The organism is Barnesiella sp. An22 (assembly GCF_963931395.1).
Classification (GTDB): Bacteria; Bacteroidota; Bacteroidia; order Bacteroidales; family Barnesiellaceae; genus Barnesiella; species Barnesiella merdigallinarum.
Window position 1 is genome coordinate 2,452,812 of the sequence record NZ_OZ007014.1, and the last position, 23,928, is coordinate 2,476,739.

20 protein-coding genes and 1 tRNA gene are annotated in these 23,928 nt (G+C 54.5%); 4 read left to right on the forward strand and 17 right to left on the reverse strand.

Features of this window, described 5'->3' with window-relative positions; genetic code table 11:
- Positions 1-15: 15 nt before the first annotated feature.
- Positions 16-711: a hypothetical protein gene (locus ABGT88_RS10210; protein WP_346701926.1), complete on the forward strand. Its 696-nt coding sequence runs from the start codon at positions 16-18 to the stop codon at positions 709-711.
- A 91-nt stretch (positions 712-802) separates the two neighbouring features.
- Here the strand turns inward: ABGT88_RS10210 and ABGT88_RS10215 are convergent, their stop codons facing one another.
- The 8 genes from ABGT88_RS10215 to ABGT88_RS10250 all read right to left on the reverse strand — a co-directional run bounded on the left by ABGT88_RS10215 (position 803) and on the right by ABGT88_RS10250 (position 7,818).
- On the reverse strand, positions 803-1,354 hold the full coding sequence (locus ABGT88_RS10215; RefSeq protein ID WP_346701928.1) for a helix-hairpin-helix domain-containing protein: 552 nt from the start codon (positions 1,352-1,354) through the stop codon (positions 803-805).
- A 12-nt stretch (positions 1,355-1,366) separates the two neighbouring features.
- Positions 1,367-1,927, reverse strand: coding sequence for a GNAT family N-acetyltransferase (locus ABGT88_RS10220; protein WP_346701930.1), 561 nt, complete (start codon positions 1,925-1,927; stop codon positions 1,367-1,369).
- A gap of 51 nt (positions 1,928-1,978) precedes the next feature.
- The gene (locus ABGT88_RS10225) at positions 1,979-2,596 is read right to left on the reverse strand and encodes a class I SAM-dependent methyltransferase (protein WP_300131569.1); all 618 of its coding nucleotides are present in this window, start codon (positions 2,594-2,596) and stop codon (positions 1,979-1,981) included.
- A gap of 28 nt (positions 2,597-2,624) precedes the next feature.
- On the reverse strand, positions 2,625-3,077 hold the full coding sequence (locus ABGT88_RS10230) for a YhcH/YjgK/YiaL family protein (RefSeq protein WP_087409207.1): 453 nt from the start codon (positions 3,075-3,077) through the stop codon (positions 2,625-2,627).
- 40 nt (positions 3,078-3,117) lie between these two features.
- Entirely contained in the window at positions 3,118-4,356 is a 1,239-nt protein-coding gene (locus ABGT88_RS10235; RefSeq protein ID WP_087409208.1) for an MFS transporter, read from the reverse strand.
- Between the two features lie 86 nt (positions 4,357-4,442).
- Positions 4,443-5,624, reverse strand: coding sequence for an AGE family epimerase/isomerase (locus ABGT88_RS10240; protein ID WP_346701933.1), 1,182 nt, complete (start codon positions 5,622-5,624; stop codon positions 4,443-4,445).
- A 15-nt stretch (positions 5,625-5,639) separates the two neighbouring features.
- The gene (locus tag ABGT88_RS10245; RefSeq protein WP_087409210.1) at positions 5,640-6,557 is read right to left on the reverse strand and encodes a dihydrodipicolinate synthase family protein; all 918 of its coding nucleotides are present in this window, start codon (positions 6,555-6,557) and stop codon (positions 5,640-5,642) included.
- A gap of 94 nt (positions 6,558-6,651) precedes the next feature.
- Positions 6,652-7,818: a cyclically-permuted mutarotase family protein gene (locus tag ABGT88_RS10250; protein WP_346701935.1), complete on the reverse strand. Its 1,167-nt coding sequence runs from the start codon at positions 7,816-7,818 to the stop codon at positions 6,652-6,654.
- A gap of 219 nt (positions 7,819-8,037) precedes the next feature.
- Here ABGT88_RS10250 and ABGT88_RS10255 point away from each other — a divergent pair, with 219 nt between their 5' ends.
- Together ABGT88_RS10255 and ABGT88_RS10260 are read left to right on the forward strand one after the other, a co-directional pair.
- Entirely contained in the window at positions 8,038-9,249 is a 1,212-nt protein-coding gene (locus ABGT88_RS10255) for an ROK family transcriptional regulator (RefSeq protein ID WP_258327389.1), read from the forward strand.
- Between the two features lie 78 nt (positions 9,250-9,327).
- Entirely contained in the window at positions 9,328-12,027 is a 2,700-nt protein-coding gene (locus ABGT88_RS10260; protein WP_346701937.1) for an AAA family ATPase, read from the forward strand.
- Between the two features lie 9 nt (positions 12,028-12,036).
- Here ABGT88_RS10260 and ABGT88_RS10265 read toward each other — a convergent pair whose 3' ends face one another.
- From ABGT88_RS10265 to ABGT88_RS10280, 4 genes are all read right to left on the reverse strand, one after another.
- Positions 12,037-12,300: a GNAT family N-acetyltransferase gene (locus ABGT88_RS10265; protein ID WP_087409214.1), complete on the reverse strand. Its 264-nt coding sequence runs from the start codon at positions 12,298-12,300 to the stop codon at positions 12,037-12,039.
- A gap of 12 nt (positions 12,301-12,312) precedes the next feature.
- On the reverse strand, positions 12,313-12,771 hold the full coding sequence (locus ABGT88_RS10270) for a TspO/MBR family protein (RefSeq protein WP_258327386.1): 459 nt from the start codon (positions 12,769-12,771) through the stop codon (positions 12,313-12,315).
- A 57-nt stretch (positions 12,772-12,828) separates the two neighbouring features.
- Positions 12,829-13,737 (reverse strand): AEC family transporter, encoded by a 909-nt coding sequence (locus ABGT88_RS10275; RefSeq protein ID WP_087408527.1) that lies wholly within the window; start codon positions 13,735-13,737, stop codon positions 12,829-12,831.
- 68 nt (positions 13,738-13,805) lie between these two features.
- A tRNA-Thr gene (locus ABGT88_RS10280) sits at positions 13,806-13,879 on the reverse strand.
- 326 nt (positions 13,880-14,205) lie between these two features.
- On the opposite strand from ABGT88_RS10280, the gene bioB reads away from it, so the two are divergent.
- Positions 14,206-15,165 (forward strand): biotin synthase BioB, encoded by a 960-nt coding sequence (gene bioB / locus ABGT88_RS10285; RefSeq protein WP_346701940.1) that lies wholly within the window; start codon positions 14,206-14,208, stop codon positions 15,163-15,165.
- A gap of 134 nt (positions 15,166-15,299) precedes the next feature.
- On the opposite strand, the gene ABGT88_RS10290 is transcribed toward bioB, so the two are convergent.
- From ABGT88_RS10290 to ABGT88_RS10310, 5 genes are all read right to left on the reverse strand, one after another.
- Positions 15,300-15,500, reverse strand: coding sequence for a helix-turn-helix transcriptional regulator (locus ABGT88_RS10290; RefSeq protein ID WP_087408530.1), 201 nt, complete (start codon positions 15,498-15,500; stop codon positions 15,300-15,302).
- On the reverse strand, positions 15,490-15,960 hold the full coding sequence (locus ABGT88_RS10295; protein ID WP_087408531.1) for a hypothetical protein: 471 nt from the start codon (positions 15,958-15,960) through the stop codon (positions 15,490-15,492). Before ABGT88_RS10295 ends, ABGT88_RS10290 begins: the two co-directional genes overlap by 11 nt.
- 259 nt (positions 15,961-16,219) lie before the next feature.
- A complete protein-coding gene (locus ABGT88_RS10300; RefSeq protein WP_346701943.1) occupies positions 16,220-18,262 on the reverse strand; it encodes a fibronectin type III domain-containing protein in 2,043 nt (680 codons plus the stop codon).
- Positions 18,259-21,069 (reverse strand): M6 family metalloprotease domain-containing protein, encoded by a 2,811-nt coding sequence (locus ABGT88_RS10305; RefSeq protein WP_346701945.1) that lies wholly within the window; start codon positions 21,067-21,069, stop codon positions 18,259-18,261. The genes ABGT88_RS10300 and ABGT88_RS10305 overlap by 4 nt, the downstream gene beginning before the upstream one ends.
- Before the next feature lie 10 nt (positions 21,070-21,079).
- Positions 21,080-23,839, reverse strand: coding sequence for a carbohydrate binding domain-containing protein (locus tag ABGT88_RS10310; protein WP_346701947.1), 2,760 nt, complete (start codon positions 23,837-23,839; stop codon positions 21,080-21,082).
- Positions 23,840-23,928 lie beyond the last annotated feature (89 nt).

A 23,928-nucleotide genomic window follows, 5' to 3' on the forward strand; every position in this document is an offset into this window, starting at 1 on the left:
TAAATGGAACCGATTATGAAAATAGAGCAATATATCCGTTATATCGTAGCCTCCCTGATAGCCCTGTCGCTGCTCTGCGGCTGCAAGGAGGAGAAAGAAGAGAGTCAACAAACCGCGTTCAACCTGCGGGTAGATGAGTCGGTAGCCTTCAAACTGCCCAAGTCGACCACCTATACCCTGACGACCGACAACCCCATTATCGACTACACCCGGTCGAGCAATGTGCTCACGGTCACCGCACTCAAGGAGGGCAAGGCCCTGCTCACGGTGGTACTCGACTCGGGCGAAAGCCGCAACTACACCTTTACCATCACGGCCAATGCCTACCAGATAGGCTTCACCATCAACTCTACCCCTCGCGTGGAGTCGTGGACGGGCTCCTCGCTCGAGACCGAAAAGACTGCCGGTCTGCAGGTGAGCTGCGAACCGGGTCTCGACATCACCGGCTCGACAGCCAGCGCCACCACTCGCTCCTACGCCTTCCTCTACCCCGAGACGGGCAAACTGCTGCGCTTCTCGGCCGAGGGCGACTTCACCCAAAAGGGCTCCCTGAGCAACGCCATTGTGGCCACCCGCGAAAGCCACAACGACCCGGTACAGTACGAGAGCTGCACCGCCACCATCGAAAAGGTGAACAGCGAGGGCAAAATCTGGTTCACCCTGCAATTTGCCGATCGCAGCGACATCCGCATCGTCACCGAGGTATTCTAAATTTCAACTATAACCCTAAACAAACGGCCCCGACGCCAATCGTGCGTCGGGGCCGTTCCCCTTTATATAACTGCCTCTCTCAAAGCAAATGCTATTTCAAAACCGGCCGGTCGTTCCGTACCGTCCTGTTCAACCGTTCGACCATACGCTTCAGGTGGGCTTCGTTCTCTTCGTCGCTAATCGTGGGGTCTTTGGTGAAACGCCGGCAAGGCAATTCGGGACAACCCCCGCAATTTGCCCGCCCCTGCTCCCGGCAACAGCGGTAGACGGGGCACTCGTCGTCGCCGGTATACGACAACCAAAAGACCTGCCCCTCGATGGCCCGACATCCCCGGCACGATGCCGGATAATTACCGCACTCGGCACATACCGCGCCACAAGGCGAAGGGTTGGCCACCTCATCTTTCCACAGCCACCATTTGCATTTGTTCCTGTCGGGGTGCTCGGTATTGACAAAATAAGATACGGCCCGGTAGAGATAAAGCTGACAACGGTCGATGGTGCAACCTCGCAAGCGGCACTCCTCGACATACAACTCCTCTCCGCTCTTCCCGCGCAACGACTCTATCGAGGTATATCCCATGGCCAAGAGGTCTTGCTCGGTCCGTTTCCCTACATTGGGTATCTGGCGCAATTCGGTCATAACTATCTGTTTCTATTCTATCCGTCTATACCACTCTTCCGCAGTGATTTGCATAAAATGCTCGGTACGCACATCGCCCAACGGAGAGACTTTTCCCGTCTCGGTATGGTGGTAAGTAAACCCACACTTCTCCATCACCCGGCGCGATTTCATATTACCCTCGTAATAGCCACACCACACCCGCCGTATCCCCAGGGTCTCGAAACAGCGGTGCAACAGAAAGCGCACTGCCTCGGGGATAAGTCCCTGTCCCCAATAGGGACGACCTATCCAGTAGCCGATTTCGGCATCAGCAGCCTCCATGGCGGCACTGTGCACTCCATCGCCAAACATGATGCCCACACTCCCCACCGGCTCACCTGTAGCCTTGAGCACTACGGCATAGGTCTCTGGAGCCGAGAGCACACTGCGGATAATCTCCCGACTGTTTTCTACCGAGGTATGAGGAGGCCATCCGGCCACAGGCCCCACCGCCGGATCGCAGGCATAGCGATAGAGCGACGGTGCGTCGGCTTCGCTCCAACGGCGAAGCACCAGCCGCATGGTTTCGAAATATAGATTACTGTCCAACATTATTCCAGGCATGTAGTATAGTTACACAATGGTACAGGCGCGTGAAACTTGCTATTCCGTCTTCCTCCCCATGACAATACAACCCGTCGTATGGACCGATTCGTACGATATGTCGCCAAACGAAGCTTCGCTCAACAGATGAACAATCTCTTTTCTGGAATATATGCGAACGTCTCCATCACGTCCAAAGCGAATAAACAGGTTCATCAACTGCCTCAATGGGAAACCGACGTGATAGTCGCTTATCAACAGACGGCCTTCAGGCCTCAGCACCCGACGGAACTCCGAAAGGGCTTTTGCCGGAGCAGGATAGTGATGAAATGAATCGTTGCATATCAACAGGTCAAAAACGCCATCATCAAATGGAAGATATTCAGCATCGCCCCAAAACAAGCTGGCCTTTTCTCCCAAATTCGAACGGGCTGTATCGAGCATCTTTTCCGATATATCAATACCATACAAATTCATGGCCGGACATCTGGAGCGAATCAAATAGAGCATCTCTCCAGTTCCACACCCTACATCCAACAAACTACTTATTCCCTGTAACGAGACTACTCGTTCCAATATCGAGCGATACAGTCTCCTCGCATGGGCTCCATATCGAGTCGTATCGTAAACGGCAGCCTGATGGTTAAACGAAATTCGGGAATTTTCCTTAGCGTTCATTAGATTATCATCGACAGGATTTCCCCCGTTACTTCTCAATCTTCACCTTGGCAATCATCTTGCGAATCTTACCCTCGCCGATAACCGGGGCATGAGCATCTTCGGGAAAGAAGACGGCCACCTGTCCGGGCACGAGGTGCAGCCACGAGGTGGGGCGGTCGGCATAGAGTGCGCAATCGCCCTCGGGGTCGTAGGGTTTCACCTCGTCGATCACATCTTCGAGCGCCTTCCACCCCATGGTTTCACGACCCTCGAGCAGAATCTGCACATCGATGTAGTCGCGGTGTACCTCCAGCACCTGCTTTTCGGCCGGCATGCACTCGGGGTTGACGTTGTTGATGAAGAGGTTGTCGCCGTCGAGTTCGATGCGGCCGCACGGTGTGTGCAGGATGTCGTGGCTCTTGACGTAGTCGAACAGCATCTTGAACCGCGGATGAAGCGCCTCGATACGGGCGGTATTCTGTAAATTGGTAAGTATCATAGCTTTTTGTTTTAATTTGAATTTCAAGTTTCGAGACCGGCTACTCCATGTTGTCGGTCTTGGGCCGGAGGAAGTAGAGCTGCAAGGCCAGTGCCACGGCTACCACAATGGCCAACATGGCAAAGCCGCTACCCAGGTTACCGCCGTCGGTCCATCGGCCCAGCAGGCTGGTAATGAAGGCTCCGGCAAAAACGCCCACCATATTCATAATACCGTAGGCCGTGGCCTTCTGCTTGGCCGAGACGAACTGGCAGAGGATGGGCATGTTGTTGGTATCGAACATGCCATACCCGATGCCGAAGAGGAGTCCGGCGCCCACCACGGCCACGATGCTGTGGCCATAGCCCAGCAGGAGCAGCGACGGTATGGTGAGGCCCAAACCGATGGCTCCGGTGTAGACCCGACCCCGCAGATTCTTCTGTACCCAGCGGTCGGAGAGTGTTCCACCGATAATGACACCCAGAAACGACGACACGGCTATGGTGATGGTCGAGAGCGGACCGGCCTGCGACATGGGCATATCGAGATTCTCCTCGAAGAGCGTGGGCAGCCAGTTCTTGGTAGCCCATCCCGGGAGACTGGGAGCGGCGAAATAGAGCAGAATCACCCAAAAGGCGACGCTGCTGAAGAGCGACTTCAGACTCACCCACACCGGTTCTTTGGCCGGTGCTGCCGTCTCGGGCACCGGCTTCTCCAGATTCACATCGGGCTTTTTATCCCGCAGAAAGAGGGTCAACACCACGGCATAGGCGATGCCGATGATACCGAACCAGTGGAAAGTCGTGTGCCACGAATAGGCTGCGGCCACCGTAGCACCGAAACCGCCGATAGCCTGGCCGGTATAGAGACCCGTCATGTGAATGCCCACTGCCAGCGAGCGCGATTTACCCGTGTGATAATCGGCTATGAGCGAAAGCCCCGCCGGAATATAGAGAGCCTCGCTCACCCCCATGAGGGCCCGAAGCCAGAAAATCTGATTGAAGGTAGTGGCAATACCCATGAGGTAGGTCACTGCCGACCACACGAACAGGCTGCCCACAATGAGCCATTTGCGGTTCAGCCGGTCGGCGATAATGCCCGACACGGGGCTCATGAATCCGTAAATATAGAGGAAGATGGCCATAAGCCAACCGAAGTTGGTGGCCGACTGCAGCTCGACAATATCGACCTGCATGGCATCTTTCATGGTACTCAGCATCTGCCGGTCCATATAGTTAAGCAGAGCGACACCCCACAAAAGAGCAACAACAATCCAAGGATAAATTTTTGAGGTCTTCACGATAAAGATTTATAAACAAACTATTAAAAAAAAGCTACGACCGGGAAGGACAAGTAGTCCCCTCTTGTGCTCCCGGTCGTGCTCAATTATCTATTCAGCATTTCCTGGCACAGTTCATACCCCTTGGTCATCATGCGGGGGATATGGAACGGGCCTTTGAAGAGATTCCCCTTAGCGGGCTGGGCCACACTGCCATCGCGATGCAGGTATCCAAACCACTCACCATACAGCGCGTCGGGGAAATGGGCGTATGTCCAGTCGCTTATCTGCGTGTGTAACTTCAAATATTTTTCATCGCCGGTCACCTTGTAGGCATAGAGCGTGGCGATGATAGCCTCGGTCTGGGGCCACCAGAACTTCATGTCCTGCGAGTAATCTTGCGGCGGATAGTTCTTGCAGTCGCGGAAGTTGATGATACCGCCGAACTGCTTGTCCCAACCCCACTCCCACGACCATTCGAGTATGGTGAGGGCCAGACGGGCGATTACCTCGTCGCCACCCCGGTCGGCTGCCACGTCGAGCAGGAACCACGAGGTCTCTATGCAGTGCCCGGGATTGATTACCCGGCCGTTGATGGTATCGATAAATTCGCCACGGGGACCTACCGTCTCGAGCAGAGCCTTGAACTCGGGGTGCATGAAGTAGTGCTCCAGCGCATAAAGCGAGGTGGCAATCTGCTCGTCGAGTTCGGGATCGTCGATTACCTTCTTGATGCGCGAAGCCACGTTGATCATAATCATCGTGATAGAGTGCCCTTGCGCCTCGACCGTGGGCAGGTATTTGGGCTCGAGTATGCCGGGAGTCGAAAGGAAACGGCGCATGGCCTTGAAGAGGGCGAGAGCCTTCTCGGCATACTCCCGGTTACCGGTAGCCAGGGCATACTCGGCCATGGCTATGGCGGCGAAACTTTCGCTGAAGACGTAGCGGCGTTTCCGCAACGGAGTACCGTCGGCGGCCACCTCGAAGTACATGCGGCCGTCGCTGTCGAAACAGTGGGCCTCGATAAAGTCGAGCGTACTCTTGGCGGCATCGAGCCACTCCTGGCGTTTCTCTATATGATTGTAGGCATAACTGCACGTAAAGGCAAAGCGACCTTGAAACCACACCGACTTGGTGGTGTCGATGAGGCTGCCGTCGCGGTCGACACAAGTGTACACCCCGCCGTTTTTCCGGTCGAGGCCATACTTGAGCCAGAACGGCATGATGTTGTTCAACATGTCGTTTTTATACCGCTCGGCCCAATAGCTCAGATAAATTCGAGTATCCATTGTCATCGCCTCCTATCAAAACTTGTTGCAACGCTCGAAGAATCCGATAGCCTCCAGTTCGGACTTCATGCGAGCCTCTTCTTCGTCGGTCATATTCTGGAACGGCGTGCGGTTCTTGCCCAGGTCGAGCCCGATCAGTTTCATAATGCGCTTACCGGCCACGATGTTGCCCCGGTAGTGACAAATCACGTTGATGACGTCCTGTGCAAAGTTCTGGAGCTCGCGGGCTTTCTCGATGTCGCCGGCGTTCCAGGCGTCGATAATCCCTACCAGATTGATACCGTTGTAGTTGGTCGTACCACCTATACCGCCCTGTGCGCCGCCCATAGCCAGCGAGGGGAGTATGGTTTCGTCCTGCCCGTGCAGCATGTCGTATTTGCCGTTTTTGTAGAGGCGGCACTGGTTGTATTCGTAGATACTTTCGTAGGTATATTTGATACCGGCGAAGTTGGGAATGCGGCCGTCAACGGCCTCGAGAAACGAGGTCATGGGCAGATAAGCACCGTTAAAGGCCGGTATGTGGTAATAGTAGAAGGGAAGTTGAGGTGCTCCGGCAGCAATCTCCTCGCAATATTTCACCAACTCTTCGATGCGACCGATTTTCGGGAAGGGAGGCGCCATGGCTCCAATACCCCAAGCCCCAAGTTTCTGGGCATGCTCGGCCAACCGTTTACTCTCTTTCACACAGCAACTGCCTACATGTACAATCACCTTGAATCCGGCGGGGGCGACTCTCACCCACTCTTCGGCCAGTCGCATGCGCTCCTCTTCGGTGAGCATGTAGCCTTCGCCCGACGAACCGTTGATAAATACACCTTTCAGGCCGTTCTTCACCAACATGCGGGCATAAGCCTCGATGGGCTCTAAATTCACCTCTCCTTGTTCGTCAAACGGCGTAAACGGAGCATCGATCAATCCTACTATCTTTTCCATATCTTTTATTAGTAAATTATTTTATTAACTACTGGCAAATTTAGGATTTTATATTTATTAAAACAAGTAGAACGAAGAAAAAATATCTTTCATTTCAAATTTGCTCCTTCTGCTCAGAGGAGTATACCTTTCCCACCGGTACGACAGACGTAGCGCCATCGGTATCGCGCCACTCAAAAGCGCCTATTTGTGAACTCCTTACACCAGGTTTCACCTCGCCACATACCATTATCAAGAGTGAATCGTCAAGCAACAGCACCCCTCCGGCTCGGTTCAGCCCCTCGACTGAGGGCGAGACCGACCAGTCGCCACGGGTCGTATTATAGATAAGTACCTCGTTATTAAATCGATACCATTCAATTGGTTTCTTCATGTAGTCGGCGGGAGCCCTGCCTTCCATGGCTTCTTTAAATATTTTATAATCTACGCCTCCCGTCAACAGCAGGCAATTACCGACAACAGCCCCGCTCCCTCCCGAGATGGCATACCGTCCACCGTCGGGCGCGACAGGGAAAGGCACAGGATTGCCCCACTGCCGGGTCGCCACATCGTAGGGCACCATATCGGCAGGAATCGTACAGGTGCGCGTCGACGGGTCGTAACTGAAACCTCCGGCCAGATAGAGCTTGCCGCCCGCAGCCAGCAGAACGGGTTGTACCCGATTCGGAGCCGGATAGTCGGGAAGCCGGGTCCAGACCCGACTCTTCAGGTCGAGGGCATAGAGGGCACGACCGCCATCGAACTGGTTTCCGCCCGTTACATAGACTACCCCGTCGACCGATGCGGCAGCTCCGTTGTCGATAGCCACAGGCAACGGCGGCAAATCACGAAAGCCCCACGCGGCCACGCTATCGGGCCCCGGTTGTGACTCGATAAGGAAAGCCCGCGTCACCGCCGAGTCGGCATCCATACCACCTACGCATACCAACCCCTCGTCGGTCTCGGCCGTGGCCCCGTAGGCCAATGCCTGAGGCAAATCGGGCAACACCCGCCAACCGCTGTCGGGCCGAGCCATATCCAAGGCATAGAGGCTGCTGTAAAACCGTTTCACACCCCCATCGGCCGCCGGCACATCGGGGAAATTGCAGCCGCCACCTACCACCATATAGTTGCCCACCATCCCGGCAAAGGGGGCCGAAACGCCTCCCGGCACAGGATAGTCAGGCAAACCTACAGATTCACGACTGCCGCCAGTCGAGCCGCCGCAGCTCGCCAATACGAGCCACAATCCCAGCACTACTCCACATTGTATCGTTTTCATAAACAAGCCAAATTTTCGACCGATTACTCTCATCTATAATCAAAGGAAAGGAACAACCGGAAACTCCATCCTCCCACCCTTCGACCCTGTCGGCCGTATCTTATATTTTCCCAAATATACACTTAAGCATCAATTTTTGCCACTTATTCCTAAAAAAAGTTTAGTTACTTAAGATTTAAATCCTACATTTGCATAAATGATAATCCCTTTGTTGAAACCATGAACCTGCTCTCCGAAATCGAAAAAGGCACCCGCAGTGCCGCCATGAAGAAAAAAATCATAGGATACTATCTTTATAACCAGTCGTCTACCCTGCCCGACCTGGCCAAGGAGTTGAACATAAGCGTACCCACGGCTACCAAGTTTGTCTCCGATATGCTCGACGACGGCTACATCATCAGCTACGGCAAGATGGAGACTGCCGAGGGGCGTCCTCCTACGCTCTACGGACTGAACCCCGATTCGGGTTATTTCATCGGTGTCGACATCAAAAAGTTCTCTATCAACTTTGCGCTGATGAACCTCATCGGCGGAATTATCGAAACCCGCATGGATGTGAAATGTCAGTTGGAGAATACCCCCGAAGGACTTGAACTCCTATGCGACCATATACGCGACTTTTTGCAAGCCATCAACATAGACCAGAAAAAGATACTCAACATTGGCATCAACATCTCGGGCCGGGTCAATCCCGAGTCGGGATACAGCTTCTCGCAATTCAATTTCGAGGAGCGTCCCCTGGCCGAGATTATGACCGAACGAGTAGGTGTGGCCGTAAGCATCGACAACGATACCCGAGCCATGACTTATGGCGAGATGGTCAAAGGGGTAGTCAAAGGTGAGAAAGACATCATCTTCATCAACCTCAGTTGGGGACTGGGCAGCGGACTCGTATTCGACGGCAAGCTGTACAAAGGCAAATCGGGATTCAGCGGCGAGTTCGGCCACTTCGGAGTCTTCGACAACGAACGGCTGTGCCACTGTGGCAAACGGGGATGCCTCGAGACCGAAGTCTCGGGCGAAGCGCTGTATCGGGAGTTGCTGCACTGCGTGCACGAAGGCAAACAGTCGATTCTCTCCGAACGAATCGAGCACGACGAGGCGTCGCTCACTCTGCCCGACATTGTCGAGGCAACCAACCGGGAAGACCTGCTGTGCATCGAGCTCACCGAAGAGATAGGTCAGAAACTGGGCCGGTACCTGGCCGGGCTCATCAACCTGCTCAACCCCGAGCTCGTGGTTATCGGAGGCGTACTCGCCCAGACCGGCGACTACATATTGCAACCCATCAAAAGCGCAGTACGCAAATACTCGCTCAACCTGGTCAACAAAGACTCGGCCATCGTCCTCTCCAAACTGCAGGAGAAGGCGGGTGTCGTGGGAGCCTGCATGCTGGCCCGCAGCAAAATGTTCGACTTCGGCAAGGAGTAATCTCTACCCTTTTTATTTGTCGCTTCGGTAATAAATTCCTATCTTCGTGATAAGAATATTATTACTGTACCCGATACCATGAAAAAGAAGAGGACTACCTCGGATACCCCTCACCAGAAAGAGACTATCGTATTCAAGGGAGATGAAGACAAAGAACCCATAGAGTCGGCATTGGACGATTTTTTCGACTTCGATTGGGATCCCAAAAAGGGAAAGGAGACTCACGTCAGCCCGTTGCATGTACAGATATGCGACTCGCTGGACACCCCCGTTTCGTTCGAAACGCAACGTACCCAATATGCCATAGACCGGGTGAAAGTGATAAATATCTCGACCAACGTCGTTGCCATCAACTACGACGATGACGAGGAAATCAGGTGGGACGACACCATCACGTTCGAGCTGCTCTCGCCCGAGGGAAGAACCTATGCCAAGAACCACCTGTCGTGCACCTTCTGGACCGAATTGGATACCCCGCTCCTCTCTCGATTCTCCGTAGAACTGAACGACGACCCTACCGGAGAGTGGAAAATCAGAGCCTTTTCGCCCACCTGCGAAGAGGAGTTGTCGCTCTCGTTTGTAAATCTGCCCCACCAATACGACGAAGTTTTCGAGATAAACAACTACCTGGTTTTCAAACCAAGCGAGATAGTCGACCCGGAGAGTACACCCCCTGCCAACTACATCGGCATCGCCCCGAAAGAGGACGAAAGCTACACCATAGGGCTGTGTTGCATAGGGAAGGACAAGGAACCCGCCTCCTACGAGTATGAACTGAAAATCAAGAACTCCACGGGCATCACCACCTACTATACGACCGGATTCTTTACCAGTCAGCCCGACAACGAAAACAACCTGCTCTACATCATGCAAGAGTCGGTCGACTTCGTCCAGTACGAACCGGGCGACTATACCGTGGAGATTTGGGCTTTCGGCGACAAAATCATCGATGCCCCTCTGCATATAGGCAAGGAGCAGACCGGCGAATACAACCTCTACACCATACAGACCCGCCCCCCTGTGGGCAATATCAAAGAGGCGTCGGAATCCAAACCGGGAGAACGCGATGCAATGGATGCCCTCCAAGAGATGGTCGGCCTCCGCTCGCTCAAGCAGAGCATAGCCGACCACATCAACTACGTGAAGCTGCTGACCGCCCGCAAAAAGGCGGGACTGAAAGCGACCATCCCGCCCCTGCACATGATTTTTACCGGGAACCCGGGTACCGGCAAAACGACCGTGGCCGACTTTATGGGCGAGATATTCCACAAGATGGGGCTGCTCGAGAAGGGGCATGTCGTCTGCACCAACCGCAGCAAACTGGTAGGAAAATGGATTGGCGACACCGAGCAGAAGACCGAGGCGGCCATCGAAGCGGCCAAGGGCGGCGTGCTCTTCATCGACGAGGCTTACAGCCTCTACACCAACGACAAGGATGGCGACCGGCGAGACTATGGTAACCGGGTAATCGAAACGCTGCTGCCCAAACTCTCGGACAGCAACTTCGGCACCATCGTCATTCTGGCCGGCTATCCGGCCGAGATGGAGCAGTTGATGGAATCGAATCCCGGCCTGAAATCGCGATTCCCCTTCACCTTCCATTTCGAAGATTATTCGCCCAAAGAGCTGCTCGAGATTGCCGAGCTCACCATACGCCGCGAGGGATACACCCTCACCGACGAAGCTCGCGAAGCCCTCTCCCAGCTCATCAAAGCCGAAAGCAAGAAACGCGACCGCCACTTCGGCAATGCCCGTTTCGTCAATCGGATTATCCAGTCGGAGATTTTGCCGGCCATGGCTACCCGGCTCAACAAAAGCGGAATTTACGATTCTCCCGGCGACAACCGGCAGGCACTCATCACCATCGAGCGAGACGATATACCCAAACATGTCGACGAGAAATCGCTCGTCGTCACCGAACCGTTCGACGAAACGGCCATCGACGAGGCTCTGGCCCGGCTCGACCGCATGATCGGGCTCACCCAGGTCAAGGCTGCCATTCACAACTTTGTTACGGTAGCGCGGCTGTTGCACCGGAACGGAAAGAACTTCTTCGGAGAGATTCCGCTCAAATGGAGTTTTGCCGGCAATACCGGCACCGGAAAGAGTACCGTGGCCCAGATTATGACCGATTTGCTGAAAGCGATGAATATCCTCGACAACGGCAATTTTACCGAAATCAAGGGCGAACAGCTCTACAACGTGCCCGACTACAAGGTCGACGAAGTGCTGCAAGAGGCCATGAAACGATCGCAACAGGGGCTGCTATTCATCGACGGCGACTCTCCCAAATTCAAAAATGCCGCCAACACCTTCGACAGCGAACAGTTGCGCATCAAACTGGCCGAGTATACCTCGACCCTGCCCGGTGCCCACGCCCTCATCATTGCCGAAAATCGGGCACCCCGCCAAGAGCTTGTAGAGCAACTGATTGACAACGGAGCTCCCGAGGTCGACCACACCCTCATCTTCGAGGATTACACCCAGGACGAACTGTTCGAGATTCTGAAGCAGATGCTCTCCGACAAGGAATTTGCCATCGACCCGGAGGCCGAGGCCGTCATGCGACGCTACATCAAGCATCTGGCAGCCGATCGCCGCTCGTGCTATGCCAACGCCCGCACGATGAAAATCATATCGCGCACCATCATACAGAATACCTACCTTCGACTCAGCAACATGCACGAGGCTCCGGCCCGGGCCACCGTTCTGCCTGTCGACGTGGCTTGCTTCGACATCGACGGAGTGCCTCCCCGCCACACCATAGGATTCTGTTGACGGGCAGAGCTATCGGTTCAGATACGAGGGGTTACGCTTCAGCCACATGGCGGCATACTCGCACGAGGCCCGCGGTGTGAGGTTTTGCGACAGGGCATAGTCATACGCTGCCTTTACCAGGACAGCAGCAATGCCTCTGCCTCCAATCTCGGGGGGAACGATGGTGTGCTCTATATCGAGGCAACCGTCGGTAATCACATACGACACATAGGCTCTGACGCCGTCGACCGTAGTCTCGAAAAGACATTTCGGTACATCATGTACAATCTCCATAGCTCTGTCTGTTTAGTTATACAAATATATATACCCGTTGAGATAAGTCGCAAACAAGAGCCACAAAAAATAGGGGACAAAGAGCCACGATGCCGCCTTGTCGCGCGGATAGGCCCCCACGATATAGATTAGCGCGAGCACATCGAGCAGCAGAATATCGACCAGCCCCAGCAACGGATACCTGAAGGTAAAGAAACAGAGACTCCACAAGAAGTTGAGCACCAACTGCACACCCCATATCGTGAAGAGCATGCGGTCGCGGGCCCGATCGATCAAGCGTCCCAACGAGACGCCCATACACACATACAGCAACGTCCAGGCTATGGGAAAGGCCACACCAGGAGGGGTAAGCACCGACTTGTCGAGCCACGGATACCACTCGACCATCGACCGGGCCTGAAACAGACTGCCCGCAAATCCTACCCCCAGACACACCAGTACCGGGAGCAGATAATAGACGATTCTTTTCATCTTTGCTTGTTGTTAAAGAGTTTATCTCTTCAACAAACCGGCGGGCGTAAAGTTTGGTTACAGAAACATCGTCAGCAGCGGAATGCTCACCACCGAGAGCAGCGTGGTGATGAAGGTGCCTTCGGCCATAATCACCTCGCCCCGCTTGTATTTGATGCAGAACAGCGTGCCATACGAGGCTACAGGCATAGCCGACAGTACCACATTGATGTCGGCTATGGTTTCATCGACACGGAATACACGCGAGAGGCACAGGATGAGCAACGGTATCAACATCAGACGCAAAGCCGACATCAGATAAATCGAGGGGTTGCCGAACATCCGGCGGATGGGGACTTGCGCAATCGACGAACCGATAATGAGCAGCGCAGCCGGGACCGTGATATTGCCCAACAGAAGACAAGGTGTGGTAATGACCCGCGAAGGAATCCAGCCGGTCACCACTATCAGAATCGAAAGATACGACGCAATCATGGCCGGACTGTACAGCGTACTCCAGTCGAAGCGCATCTTTCCCTGGTCGCCCGAAATGAAAAGGGTTCCGAAAACAAAAATCAGCAACGTACTGGGGAAATTGAGTATACAGGCATAAAATACGGCACTGGGACCAAAAATCGAGGCCACGATGGGGTACCCGATGAAACCCACATTGCCAAAGGCCAGCATGAAACTGTATATGCCCCGTTCCATAGGCTTGACCGGCATATAGTGCGGCAACAGAAACGCCGCCCCAATCAAGAGAATATAGGTGGCAAAACCGACAACGAGCAGAGGCAGAATCAGGGTCTTGTCGGGAAGCGTGTCGCCCATCACCGACGAGAGTATCAGACAGGGACAAGTGACATTGATTACCAAGTTGGACAACTTGCGGTCAAAATCCGCATCCATCATATTCATCTTGCTCAAAGCATAACCGACGATTACCAGAATGAACAGGATAATCATCTGTGTGATTATAGCCTCCATCGTATACTCTACCTTAAAAAATACCCTATAAAAGAAAAAGGCACCCGTTTCTGGTGCCTTATCTTTTGAGCCTCTTGTCGGATTCGAACCAACGACCCCGAGATTACAAATCACGTGCTCTGGCCAACTGAGCTAAAGAGGCAGGTGGGTAAGCTATCTACATCGCGCCGCTACAACCGGCTACCCTTGCTGCGGTCAAGCCCTGGGGGATTCACAAGGAGCTGGCCGTATAGGACTTACCCGGGCACAAAAGTAGATATTTTTTCGCAGATAGCAATAGTATTGTACAAAAAAATTTACCACTTTCTCGTATCTTCCTAAGAACAAAACATTTAACTTAGGCCTAAGTCTCTCACATTTTTCCACAGTCCATTTTATCGAGGACATTTACTCCGATTGTTCAACAAAAAAATCTACATTTGTACTCCCGAAACCCGACGATGGTTCGGGACATAAAACCGAAAAACCATGCTACAAGAGATTAAAAACCGCATATTGGCCGGTGGGGAGATTACTCCCGACGAGGCCATCGACCTGGCTCTGCATGCCGACCGCACCGAACTCTACGCCGCGGCCGACGAAATCCGCCGGAAGTTCTGCAACCGCACTCTCGACAGTTGCTCCATTATCAATGCCCGCTCGGGTCACTGCCCCGAAAACTGCAAGTGGTGTGCCCAGTCGGCTCACTACAACACCCACATCGAAACCTACGACGCCATACCCGAAGAGGAGGCCATGACGATGGCCCGGCTCCACGAGTCGCAGGGCATCAAGCGGCTCTCGCTCGTGACCAGCGGCCGCAGCGTGCAGGGCTCCGACCTCGACTACTTCTGCAACCTGTACCGCCGCATGGGTCGCGAAACCCACCTGCAGCTGTGTGCCTCGATGGGTCTGCTCAAGCGGGAGGAGCTGCAAAAGCTGAAAGAGGCCGGCGTGAAGCGCTACCACTGCAACCTCGAGACCGCCTCGTCCTACTTCCCCGAACTCTGCACCACGCACACCTCGGAACAGAAAAAGGAGACCATCCGCGCAGCCCAGGAGGTGGGGCTCGAAATCTGCTCGGGCGGTATCATCGGCATGGGCGAGACTCTGCAGCAACGCATCGAGCTGGCCTTCGAACTGAAGGAGCTGGGCGTCTGCTCCGTACCCATGAACATCCTCAGCCCCATACCGGGCACCCCGCTCGAACACACGGCCCCCATCAGCGACGAAGATATACTGGTGACCATCGCCATCTTCCGCTTCGTGCTGCCCCGCGCCTTCATCCGCTTTGCCGGTGGCCGGGCACGCCTCTCGCGCGACACTCAGAAACAGGCCCTGCTGGCCGGACTCAACGGTCTGCTCATGGGCGACATGCTCACCACTCTGGGGTCGGGCGTCAACGACGACAAGGCCCTGATTGCCGAGGCCGGATACGACCCGCTGTAAAAAGCGACAGACGGTAACAACAACCGGGGCTCCCCACTCTGCCCCACACTGCATAAAAAGGCTGTTGCCCCTCGCGAGGCAGCAGCCTTTTGCCGTTTATTCAAATTCAATCTCTCGGGGTATTCCCCCGCCGTTCAGTCGCCCGGTTCCAGCTGGAAAATCTGCTCGACCGGTTTCTGGAATACCTGGGCAATCTTCAAAGCCAAGATGGTCGAGGGGACAAACCGCCCCGTCTCGATGGCATTGATGGTCTGCCGGCTCACACCGGTAGCTTCGGCCAGTGCCTGCTGGGTCATGCGAAGCTCGGCCCGTTCGGCCCGTATCCTATTCTTCATGGCTCAACGATTTTTTAAGGCGCCACAACTTCACCTCATACACTACCAAAAAGACCAGCAAGACCGTGAATATATTCCCGATCATGACATACAGATAGTCGAGTTCATAGAAACAGAGAGCCGACACGACCACAAAGGCCGTATTCAAATAAAGCGCAACCAGCAACGAGTTGAGCCGCACCTGAGTGATGAGCTCGTCCTCAATAGGCTCGCGCGAACAGACCACAAACAGACTGCCCACGCTGATGCCTATGATGGCTATGTTGTTGAGGAGACCGATCATCACATTCGATGTCAACACCCGATACAACCCGCTGGCGGGGTCTATCCCCTTCAGCAAATAGGTGGGGAAACCGTTGCAACCGTCGACAAACATCATAAGCCCGATAATAAAGGTGGGAATGAGAATAGCCCAACCGACTTTCTTAAAGCTGTGGGGCAACAGAAAAATCTTTTTCATAAGCATGACTGATTTCGGTTTGTAAATAGATGGATTTCTCTCTCGCTACAAATGTAAAGTTTATTTTACATTTTGACAAGCAAACACGACATTTTTAGTTCCTAAAAAAGGTTAATCCCTATCGAAGGTCGCCATCCCCTACCCGTCTCCCGACTCACACGCCTGCCGCATGGCCACGGTACCATACAGCGCCGGGAGCCCCTGCGGAGCTCCCGGCATCACTATCTGTACAACCCCGAGGGGCCAGACACATACACACTTATTTCACCAGCACCTTGGCCACCGACCCGCCAAGCCGGACCACATAGAAGCCGGCTGGCAGAGCGATACCGGTCGTGCCCTCGGCCACCGCCTGACGGGCCACGCAGATACCGGCCGCATCGTAGACCTCGACCACACCGGCCGCATCGGTCTCGACACAGAGCTCACCGTCGGCTCCATACATCCGGCTCGAGTCTGTCGTAACGGCATCGACCGAACCGGTCGTACCCACGACGATTTCGTTCGACGGGTCAGAATAGAGATACTCCGACTCCCCGTTGGTAACGGCCATCACATAGTACGAGAACTGTTCGGTATCCCGCTTGTTGGATGTCTCTACGCAGTACGTTTCGTTGTAGGGCATGTCGTAGGCATAGACACGAATCACCTGGTCGCCGGCCGACAGGTTGGCCTGCTCGACGGTTACCCGGTCTAAGAAAACGATTCCCGTACTTCCGTAATCGGCATTGCTGGGGTCATCGAATCCGATGGCCAGGTAGTAGCTTTCGGTAGGTTCAAACTCGAACGAGAGGGTCATCTCGGCATCGGTCAACGTCTGGAACTGCCATTCACCGGCCTCTTCGGTAGCAGCATTGACCAGGCAGACACCCACCTCGGTAGCCGCCGAACAGTCTACCCGCTTCACATCCATGCTGATGGTTACGGTCGAAGCCGTATTCGACTCGACGAAATAGATTGGGGTATAGAGCATGCTGTAATAGCCCATAATCATGTAATAGTTTTTCAATCCAATCTTTCCATTGGCCATGACGGGAGTAATGGCATACCAGTCGGCATATTCGGTATAATCGTTGAGAGCGCCCTGGATAGCCCCGTAGACGGGCGACGACTCGGTACCCTCGGTCACCCGGTCGAAGGTCTCGTTGTCGTGCGTGAAAGTACCACTCGCCGGCACCGTATAGAGCGACAGGGTCGTCAATTCGTAGAAGGCGGCATTCTCGGCAGCCGTCCAGTTGGCCCGGAAACCGGCATCGCTCACCTCGGTTGCCGGCAATGCCGTGACCGAACCAATCGAGGTAGAAGCCGCTTTGGCCAGTACCTCGTTCGAGGGCTCGGAGACCAGCGTGCCGTCGGTAGCCCGCACCGTATAGTAGTAGACCTTACCCTCCTGAGCACCGGTTACGGCATAGCTGGTGGCGGCCACCGCCTCATCTTTCAGCAGATATTGCGGCTCGTTGTTCTCGTAGTAGTAGACGTCGAGCAGATAACCCGTAGCCCCCGAGGTAACCTCCCAGTTGGCCACAAAACCGGTCGACGTAATATCGGAGGCAGCCAGGGCCGAAGGGGCATCCAGCGTGGGTTCCACCGGCTCGACCGGCTCAACGACTCCCATCTGCTCGACCTTAATATCGTCGAGGAAGATGTCGGCATCGGCATAAAACTGAATGGCCATATTCTCCACCCCGCCATCGGTCTCGATGGTACCGGTTTTCCAGGTGGTCGTGGCCGTAGCCTTGCGGCCGTCGATCAGTGACGAACCCGAGCCCCACATCACATAAACCGAGGTCGACTCTGACGAGGTGCGATACGAAAAGGTAATTTTGAAATGACCGTTGTCGCCCGACAGGTCGAGCACCGGGGTCATCAGCATCGAAATGCCGTCGCCCACCACATAGGCGCAACCACCGGCCTGATAGACCGAGACAGCCGTCCAGCCATAGGTATGCACATAGTCATACAGGATATATCCCTCGGACGAGAGAATATTGGTCATGTCGGGCTCGGCTTCGGAACCGGCCGTGAAGAGGCTGAAATCCTCCTCTACCACCGTTTGCCACTCGCTCTCTTCGGCCTGCACCGCAGGGGCGGCCAGGCGATTGACCGACGGGAGCGACTGCACCCCGGCGCTATTGTATCGCCACAGATGGCGATTGGTATCCTTCGTCAACAACTCCTTGTGCTCTCTCTTCACCACGGGTCTGTTGCTCCACTTCGAGGTGGCAACCGGCGACGCCGACATCGAAACGGCCAACGTACCTATAAGACAGACGGCAAAACTTTTCAACAGATTATGTTTCATCGGATTATTATTTTTTCGGTTTGTACTAAATTGCTATTCTCCAGATTCACCAGATAGACTCCGGCAGACTCGACGGCGAAAGTCGACTCGCCAGCCGGCAGAGCATACGAAGCAACCCGACGACCGTCGACCGTATACAGACTCACGGCAATCGGTTCGTCGGCCGTCACCGTCACCACACGTCCGGCCACCGACAGCTCTACGCGGCGGTCAGCCTCCACCCGGTCCACACTCGAGGCCCAGAAGGTCTTTTCGAGGATGCGCGACTCGTTGTTCCCCTCGTACAGGCAGGCGATGCCATAGCGGTGATTGCCCACAGAGGCCCCCTTGTCGATGAAGCAGCGGGTCGAGGTATACCCGATGAGCTCGTCGTCGCGATAGACGTTGAACCCAATGGGATAATAGGCATCTTTCAACGGGTCGTAATCGTCTTTGAAAACAGGCTCTTCGCCCGCCACAAAATCGGTAGTCGGGTCCGGCTCGGCCAGGTTGGCCCTGAAGTAGACATTGGCCGGCAACAAATCGTCGCGCCATACGCCATCGACCTGCACCAGATTGCCCAATCCCGTATCGACCGATGTCGGATCGTAAACTACTTGGAACGAATTGACATTCGACGAGGCATGATACCCGATGAGGTAATCGTAACCAGCCTCGATCTCGACCGGGTCCTTGAGGAGCATGTCGCGCCACGAACCGGTGGCATACTCCGAGGCATCGCGCGTAGCGACCACTTCGAAATCGTCGGTCCCGGCCACGGCACGCCACACGCGCAACTCATACACCGTCTGCTTATAGCTGGTAAAGGGGAGGAATCCCAACCGGTCGAAACGATAGCCCACGTAGGTCTTCAGGTCGGCCGCATTGAACCGCTGAGCCACGTCGACTTCGGCCCCGTCCAGCGTATGGAACGACACGTTCTCGTTACCTATGGTGATGCTCGAGCGGGTCAACAAAGGGTTCAGGCTCCACTGCAACACCGTTTCGCCATAGAGCGAGTTGCCCTCGAGCTCTTCGATTCGGTTCTCGGGCACACGCACCGTTTTATGAACAAACGACGAGTACAGGCCGTCGGAGTATACCACATCGACCTTATACTCGGCCTGCGTGGCCGTCAACGAGCGGTCTACATACGATTCGGTCGTAGGCTGTGCTACCAGTTCGTTGTTACGGAACACCCGGTAATTTCGCACCGAGCCGGTGGTTGGTCGCTCCCACGTCAAGGTCACGACTCCCTGCTTGGCCGCAGCGACCAGATTGCCCACCCCTTCGGGTTCGTCACCCTTGACAAACGAGAAGGAGATACGTCCGTTGTTCTCGGCTATATCGTTCAAGGCGGCATAGGAATACTTGCCGTCGTTGGAGTGCAGGGCGGGTACCGTGACATCGGACAAGGTCGTAACATTCGACGTACCCGGGAAAGGTGCCCCTCCCGAGTTGATATTGCCATACGATTCGAGGGTAGTACCCGGCAGCGTGTTGGCCGATGCACATACGGTATAGAGCCCCTGCTCGCTGCTGGAGTTGACCTTGTTCAGATTCACCCGCGGGGCAATGCGGCTCTCATCGGCGTGGTAAATTACAAGACCATGCCCCGGCAAAGAGCGGTCGAAGCCACTCTTTTGCCGGTTTTCCAGCACGAAGTAGTCGCCATCGCGCATCGTGTTTATCACATAAGCCACCGGTCCGTCGGTCACGGCCTGCATATTGTCGATGGTCTGCGACTCGGAGAGTACGGTCGGGGTCACCCATCCGAACTGAATCTTCTGCCACATGGTATAGTGACAGGGCGAGTCGCCCGAGCGGCCGTAGGTACCCCAGGCACCGCCACCCATCAGGTCCCATTCGCCGGTACCCACATACGAGCCGTTCTGCTCATAGTCTACATCGTAGAAGTCGGGAGCCCCCAGATTGTGGCCGAACTCGTGGCAAAACACCCCCACGGTCATCATCGACAGCATGGGCACATTGTAGAGCAGCTCGGGCTGAATGGTATAGGTGCGTACCCGTATGCCGTCGACCCAGGTATCGTACAACTCGCCGCTATGCGACCAGATGTCCTGGGTACTGCCGGTCACCTCCTGGCCGGTACCCTGATGGATGATGGAGAGACCGTCGAGCTCGCCGTCGCCGTTGTTGTCGAACTGCGAGAAGTCAATCTCGTCCTGTACCAGGGTCAATGCCTCGCTGATGAGTTCGGTCATATTCTCGGTACTGTACATGTTTTTGTTTTTCGACAGTTGAATCCAGCCCACGACCGTAGTCTGAATATCGAGCTGTCCGTACGAATTTTCGAGATAGAAGTCCCTGAAACTACCCGTATTCTGATAATTTGCAGTATTCATCATCGCATCGAAATCGTCGCGACCGAACGTGGTCTGAGTATCGGCAAAGTTCACCAGCAACATCAGCAGCTTGCGTTGCCCGGTCGGGGGGAAGGTACTTGCCAACTGCAAACTCGGGTTTGTAGCCTGCTGCATCTTCATCAATCCGCGCCGATCGAGCAACCTGACCCGACTGGAGGCCCGATGGTCGTTACCCGTATAGGGCACCGACGAGGCTACTACCTGGTCGTCTACCGCCTCGGCATAAACCAGATACCCGTTATCGGATCTTTTCAAAACATGTCCGTCGAGCGACTCCATCCAATGAAAGTGCTCATCGCCTTTCAACTTATACTTCACAATCGTACCGTCTGGCTGAATATAGGAAATATCTCCCGGAAATGCCGGCATCGAAAATGCCGGCGTATTCCAGAAGATACTCATCAGACAAACTACGCATAACCATTTTATACGCATATTCATCTACACAAAATTATTTTACAAACTTTACACTATTTCCATTTGCACTGACAATATAAACGCCCTTGCTCCAATCGGCTATCGGCAGATATACAACCGAGTCATCGGCTTTTACCGAGGTCATCAGCCGGCCCGACATCGAGTAGACGTTGACCACATCGCCGGCATTCACGCCGTCGACTTTCAGGGTCGAGCCATCGACTGCCACATAGAAGCGTACGACCGACTCGACCTGAGAAACGGCCGAAATCTCCTTCATCTCGATCCACGGCATGACGGTAAAACTGTAACCCTTCAGCTCGGGCAAGAACTCGTCGGCCCGGCAATATTCGCCATTGGGCACAAAATCGGAACCCTCGACAGCCTGCTCGGGCTTCACATAGAAGGTAGTCTGTCCATTGGCATGTATCCGGGTATCAGCTCCGAAGAACGAACCTACGGTCCACTCTTTGTCCAGGTCCATCATCAGCTCGTCAAACTCCAGGGCTACGTAGAAGGTACCGGTAACCTCGGCCACTTCGGCCAGAGTCCAACCGATTCGCTTCGACAGGTAAATGCCCGAATCGCCGAACTTGTCGGACAGGAGAGCCGACTCTTCGTAGAAGGGGTGTTCCAAATCGGGGCGGCCATCCTTCTCGGGATAGAATACCACTTTCACATGCTTTTCGGCATCGTCCTCTTGTCCCGTATTGATATACAGGCCATAGGCCATCAGATTGAAGGTAATCGACGAAACCTCGACCTTCTGGTTGGCCGGCATTTCGAAACGCTCGGCTATGGAGCGGTAGTACCGGTTGACTCCGACTACATAGTGGAACAGCACTTCGTAGGTATCGCGCGTCTGTATGGTACCGTCTTCGCGATAGGCCGGGAGGTCGGCTTGCTGATAAATCAGGTCTATTTGGTCGTTGACCGTCGACACGGCCTCGGTGGGGAATCCGCCGTCGTCGATGACATAACAGTTCGTATTGATTGTAAACTCACTGCTGCCGCCTTTGTTGGTAGCTACCAGCTTAATCGTGTAGCTACCCGATTGCGAGAACGAAATATAGGGTTCACGAGCCGTGGGGTCGGAAATCTCGGCCGTGCCCGATACCGACCATTCGTAGCTGTCGGCACCCTCGACCTGATTGATCATCTTGTAAGGCATGTCGGGGAACAACAACGGCTGGCCGTTGAAGAGCGAGTTCAGCGTATTGGGCATATAGATGGTTCCCGAAGGAGGAAGCACATCGCTCGATTTTCTCAACGAGAAGTCCTCGATACAATAGTATCCGTCGCTCGCCACCTCGGAGTTTGCCCAGAAGGCAAAGCAATATTCGCCGGTGGTCTCGGGGGTATAGGTCAAGGTTATCAACTCCCAGTCGGTCATCACGCTGTCGGTCACAGCCATCAACTCGTCCTGCATGTCGTAAGCCTGTTCACGCCCAACTGTAAACCGGAAGGTGGCCGGGTTGTCACCGCCCGGCAAGTAGAGGTAGAACGAAACGGTATATTCGACACCGCCCTCCATCTCCAACATGGGGGTGTAGGCAATATCGCGACGGTTTCCGGGAACCGACGGCGAAGCCACCAGATAGTAGGCTCCCGAAAGGGCCGGTTTAGAGCGCAGGGCTGCTGTGATAAAAGGCTCGTCGCCGGTTGCCAGCCAGCCGACAGGCAGATACGACACACCGTCGTAGTGAGTCTTGTCGTCGAAGGTCTCCAGATAGGGAATAGAAGGAAGCCATTCGGAACCGGCCGGTTCGTCCGATTCGATTACGAAGTCGTCGACCAACATGAAGCCGTCCATCGAGAGAGCCGAGCAAGCCCAGAAGGCAAAACAGTATTCGGCCGTTTCGGTGGGGGTAAAGGTAACCTCTACCTTTTCCCAACCCGACGTAGTGGTATTTTCGTAACTCTTCAATACGGTAGTCTGTGCCTCTACGGTCTGGCCGTTACCCACGGTAAACTTGAAGCTCGGATTGCGGGTCATGGCCATCAGGTTTACATGGAACGATACATTGTAGGTAACCCCGGCCTCCATCTCCAGCATCGGGGTGAAGGTGACATCCTGACGTCCCACCGAATAGCTGGGATTGGCTCCAAGCAGATTTTCGCCCGAGATGGGAACATATCCCCACTCGTCGCCGTTGAGGGTCTGGAATGCATTGTCGGTATTCGATACCCATCCGTTGGGCAATACGGCATCGCCGGTGTAGTGAGTGGAATCGTCGAAGGTCTCGGTGTAGGGCAACGTAGCCTCCCAGGCCTGTTCGGGCTCGGCAACAATCTCTTCAATCGAAAAGGTATCGTAAAACACATCACCGGCCGACGACAAGGTGGAGCTGTTCCACAACCCTACGCAATACTGACCGTCCTGCGACGGGGTATAGATGAATTCGGCCTGCGTCCATTCACTGATTGCCTTATCCCGATCGCTATACATGTAGGAGAGATGGCTATCATAATCCTGCCCCATGCCCACGGTAATCTTCATCTCCGACGTGCGGGGCGTCAAACCGGGCATCATGTATTTCACACGGATTCTATAATCGGTCCCGGCCTTCAACTCGAGCATAGGCGAGAAAGCCACATCCTGCCGGTTGCTCATCTGCGGATACCCCGACACGATTACCTTGTCGCCCGTATCGGCAACCCGACCATAACTGACGGCAGTCACGGTCGAAAAGGAGGTTCCACCCAGAGCCACCCAACCCTTGGGCAAACCAGATATGACACTATCGACATAGTGTGTAGCATCGTCGAAGGTCTCCTCATAAAGGAGCTCCATCTCTTGTGCTTACAGAGGCAAGCCTATCAGGCCTGCAACCAACGTAGCAGCCTATCCGTTTCAAAACAAGTAAAGGTTTTCTCATACTG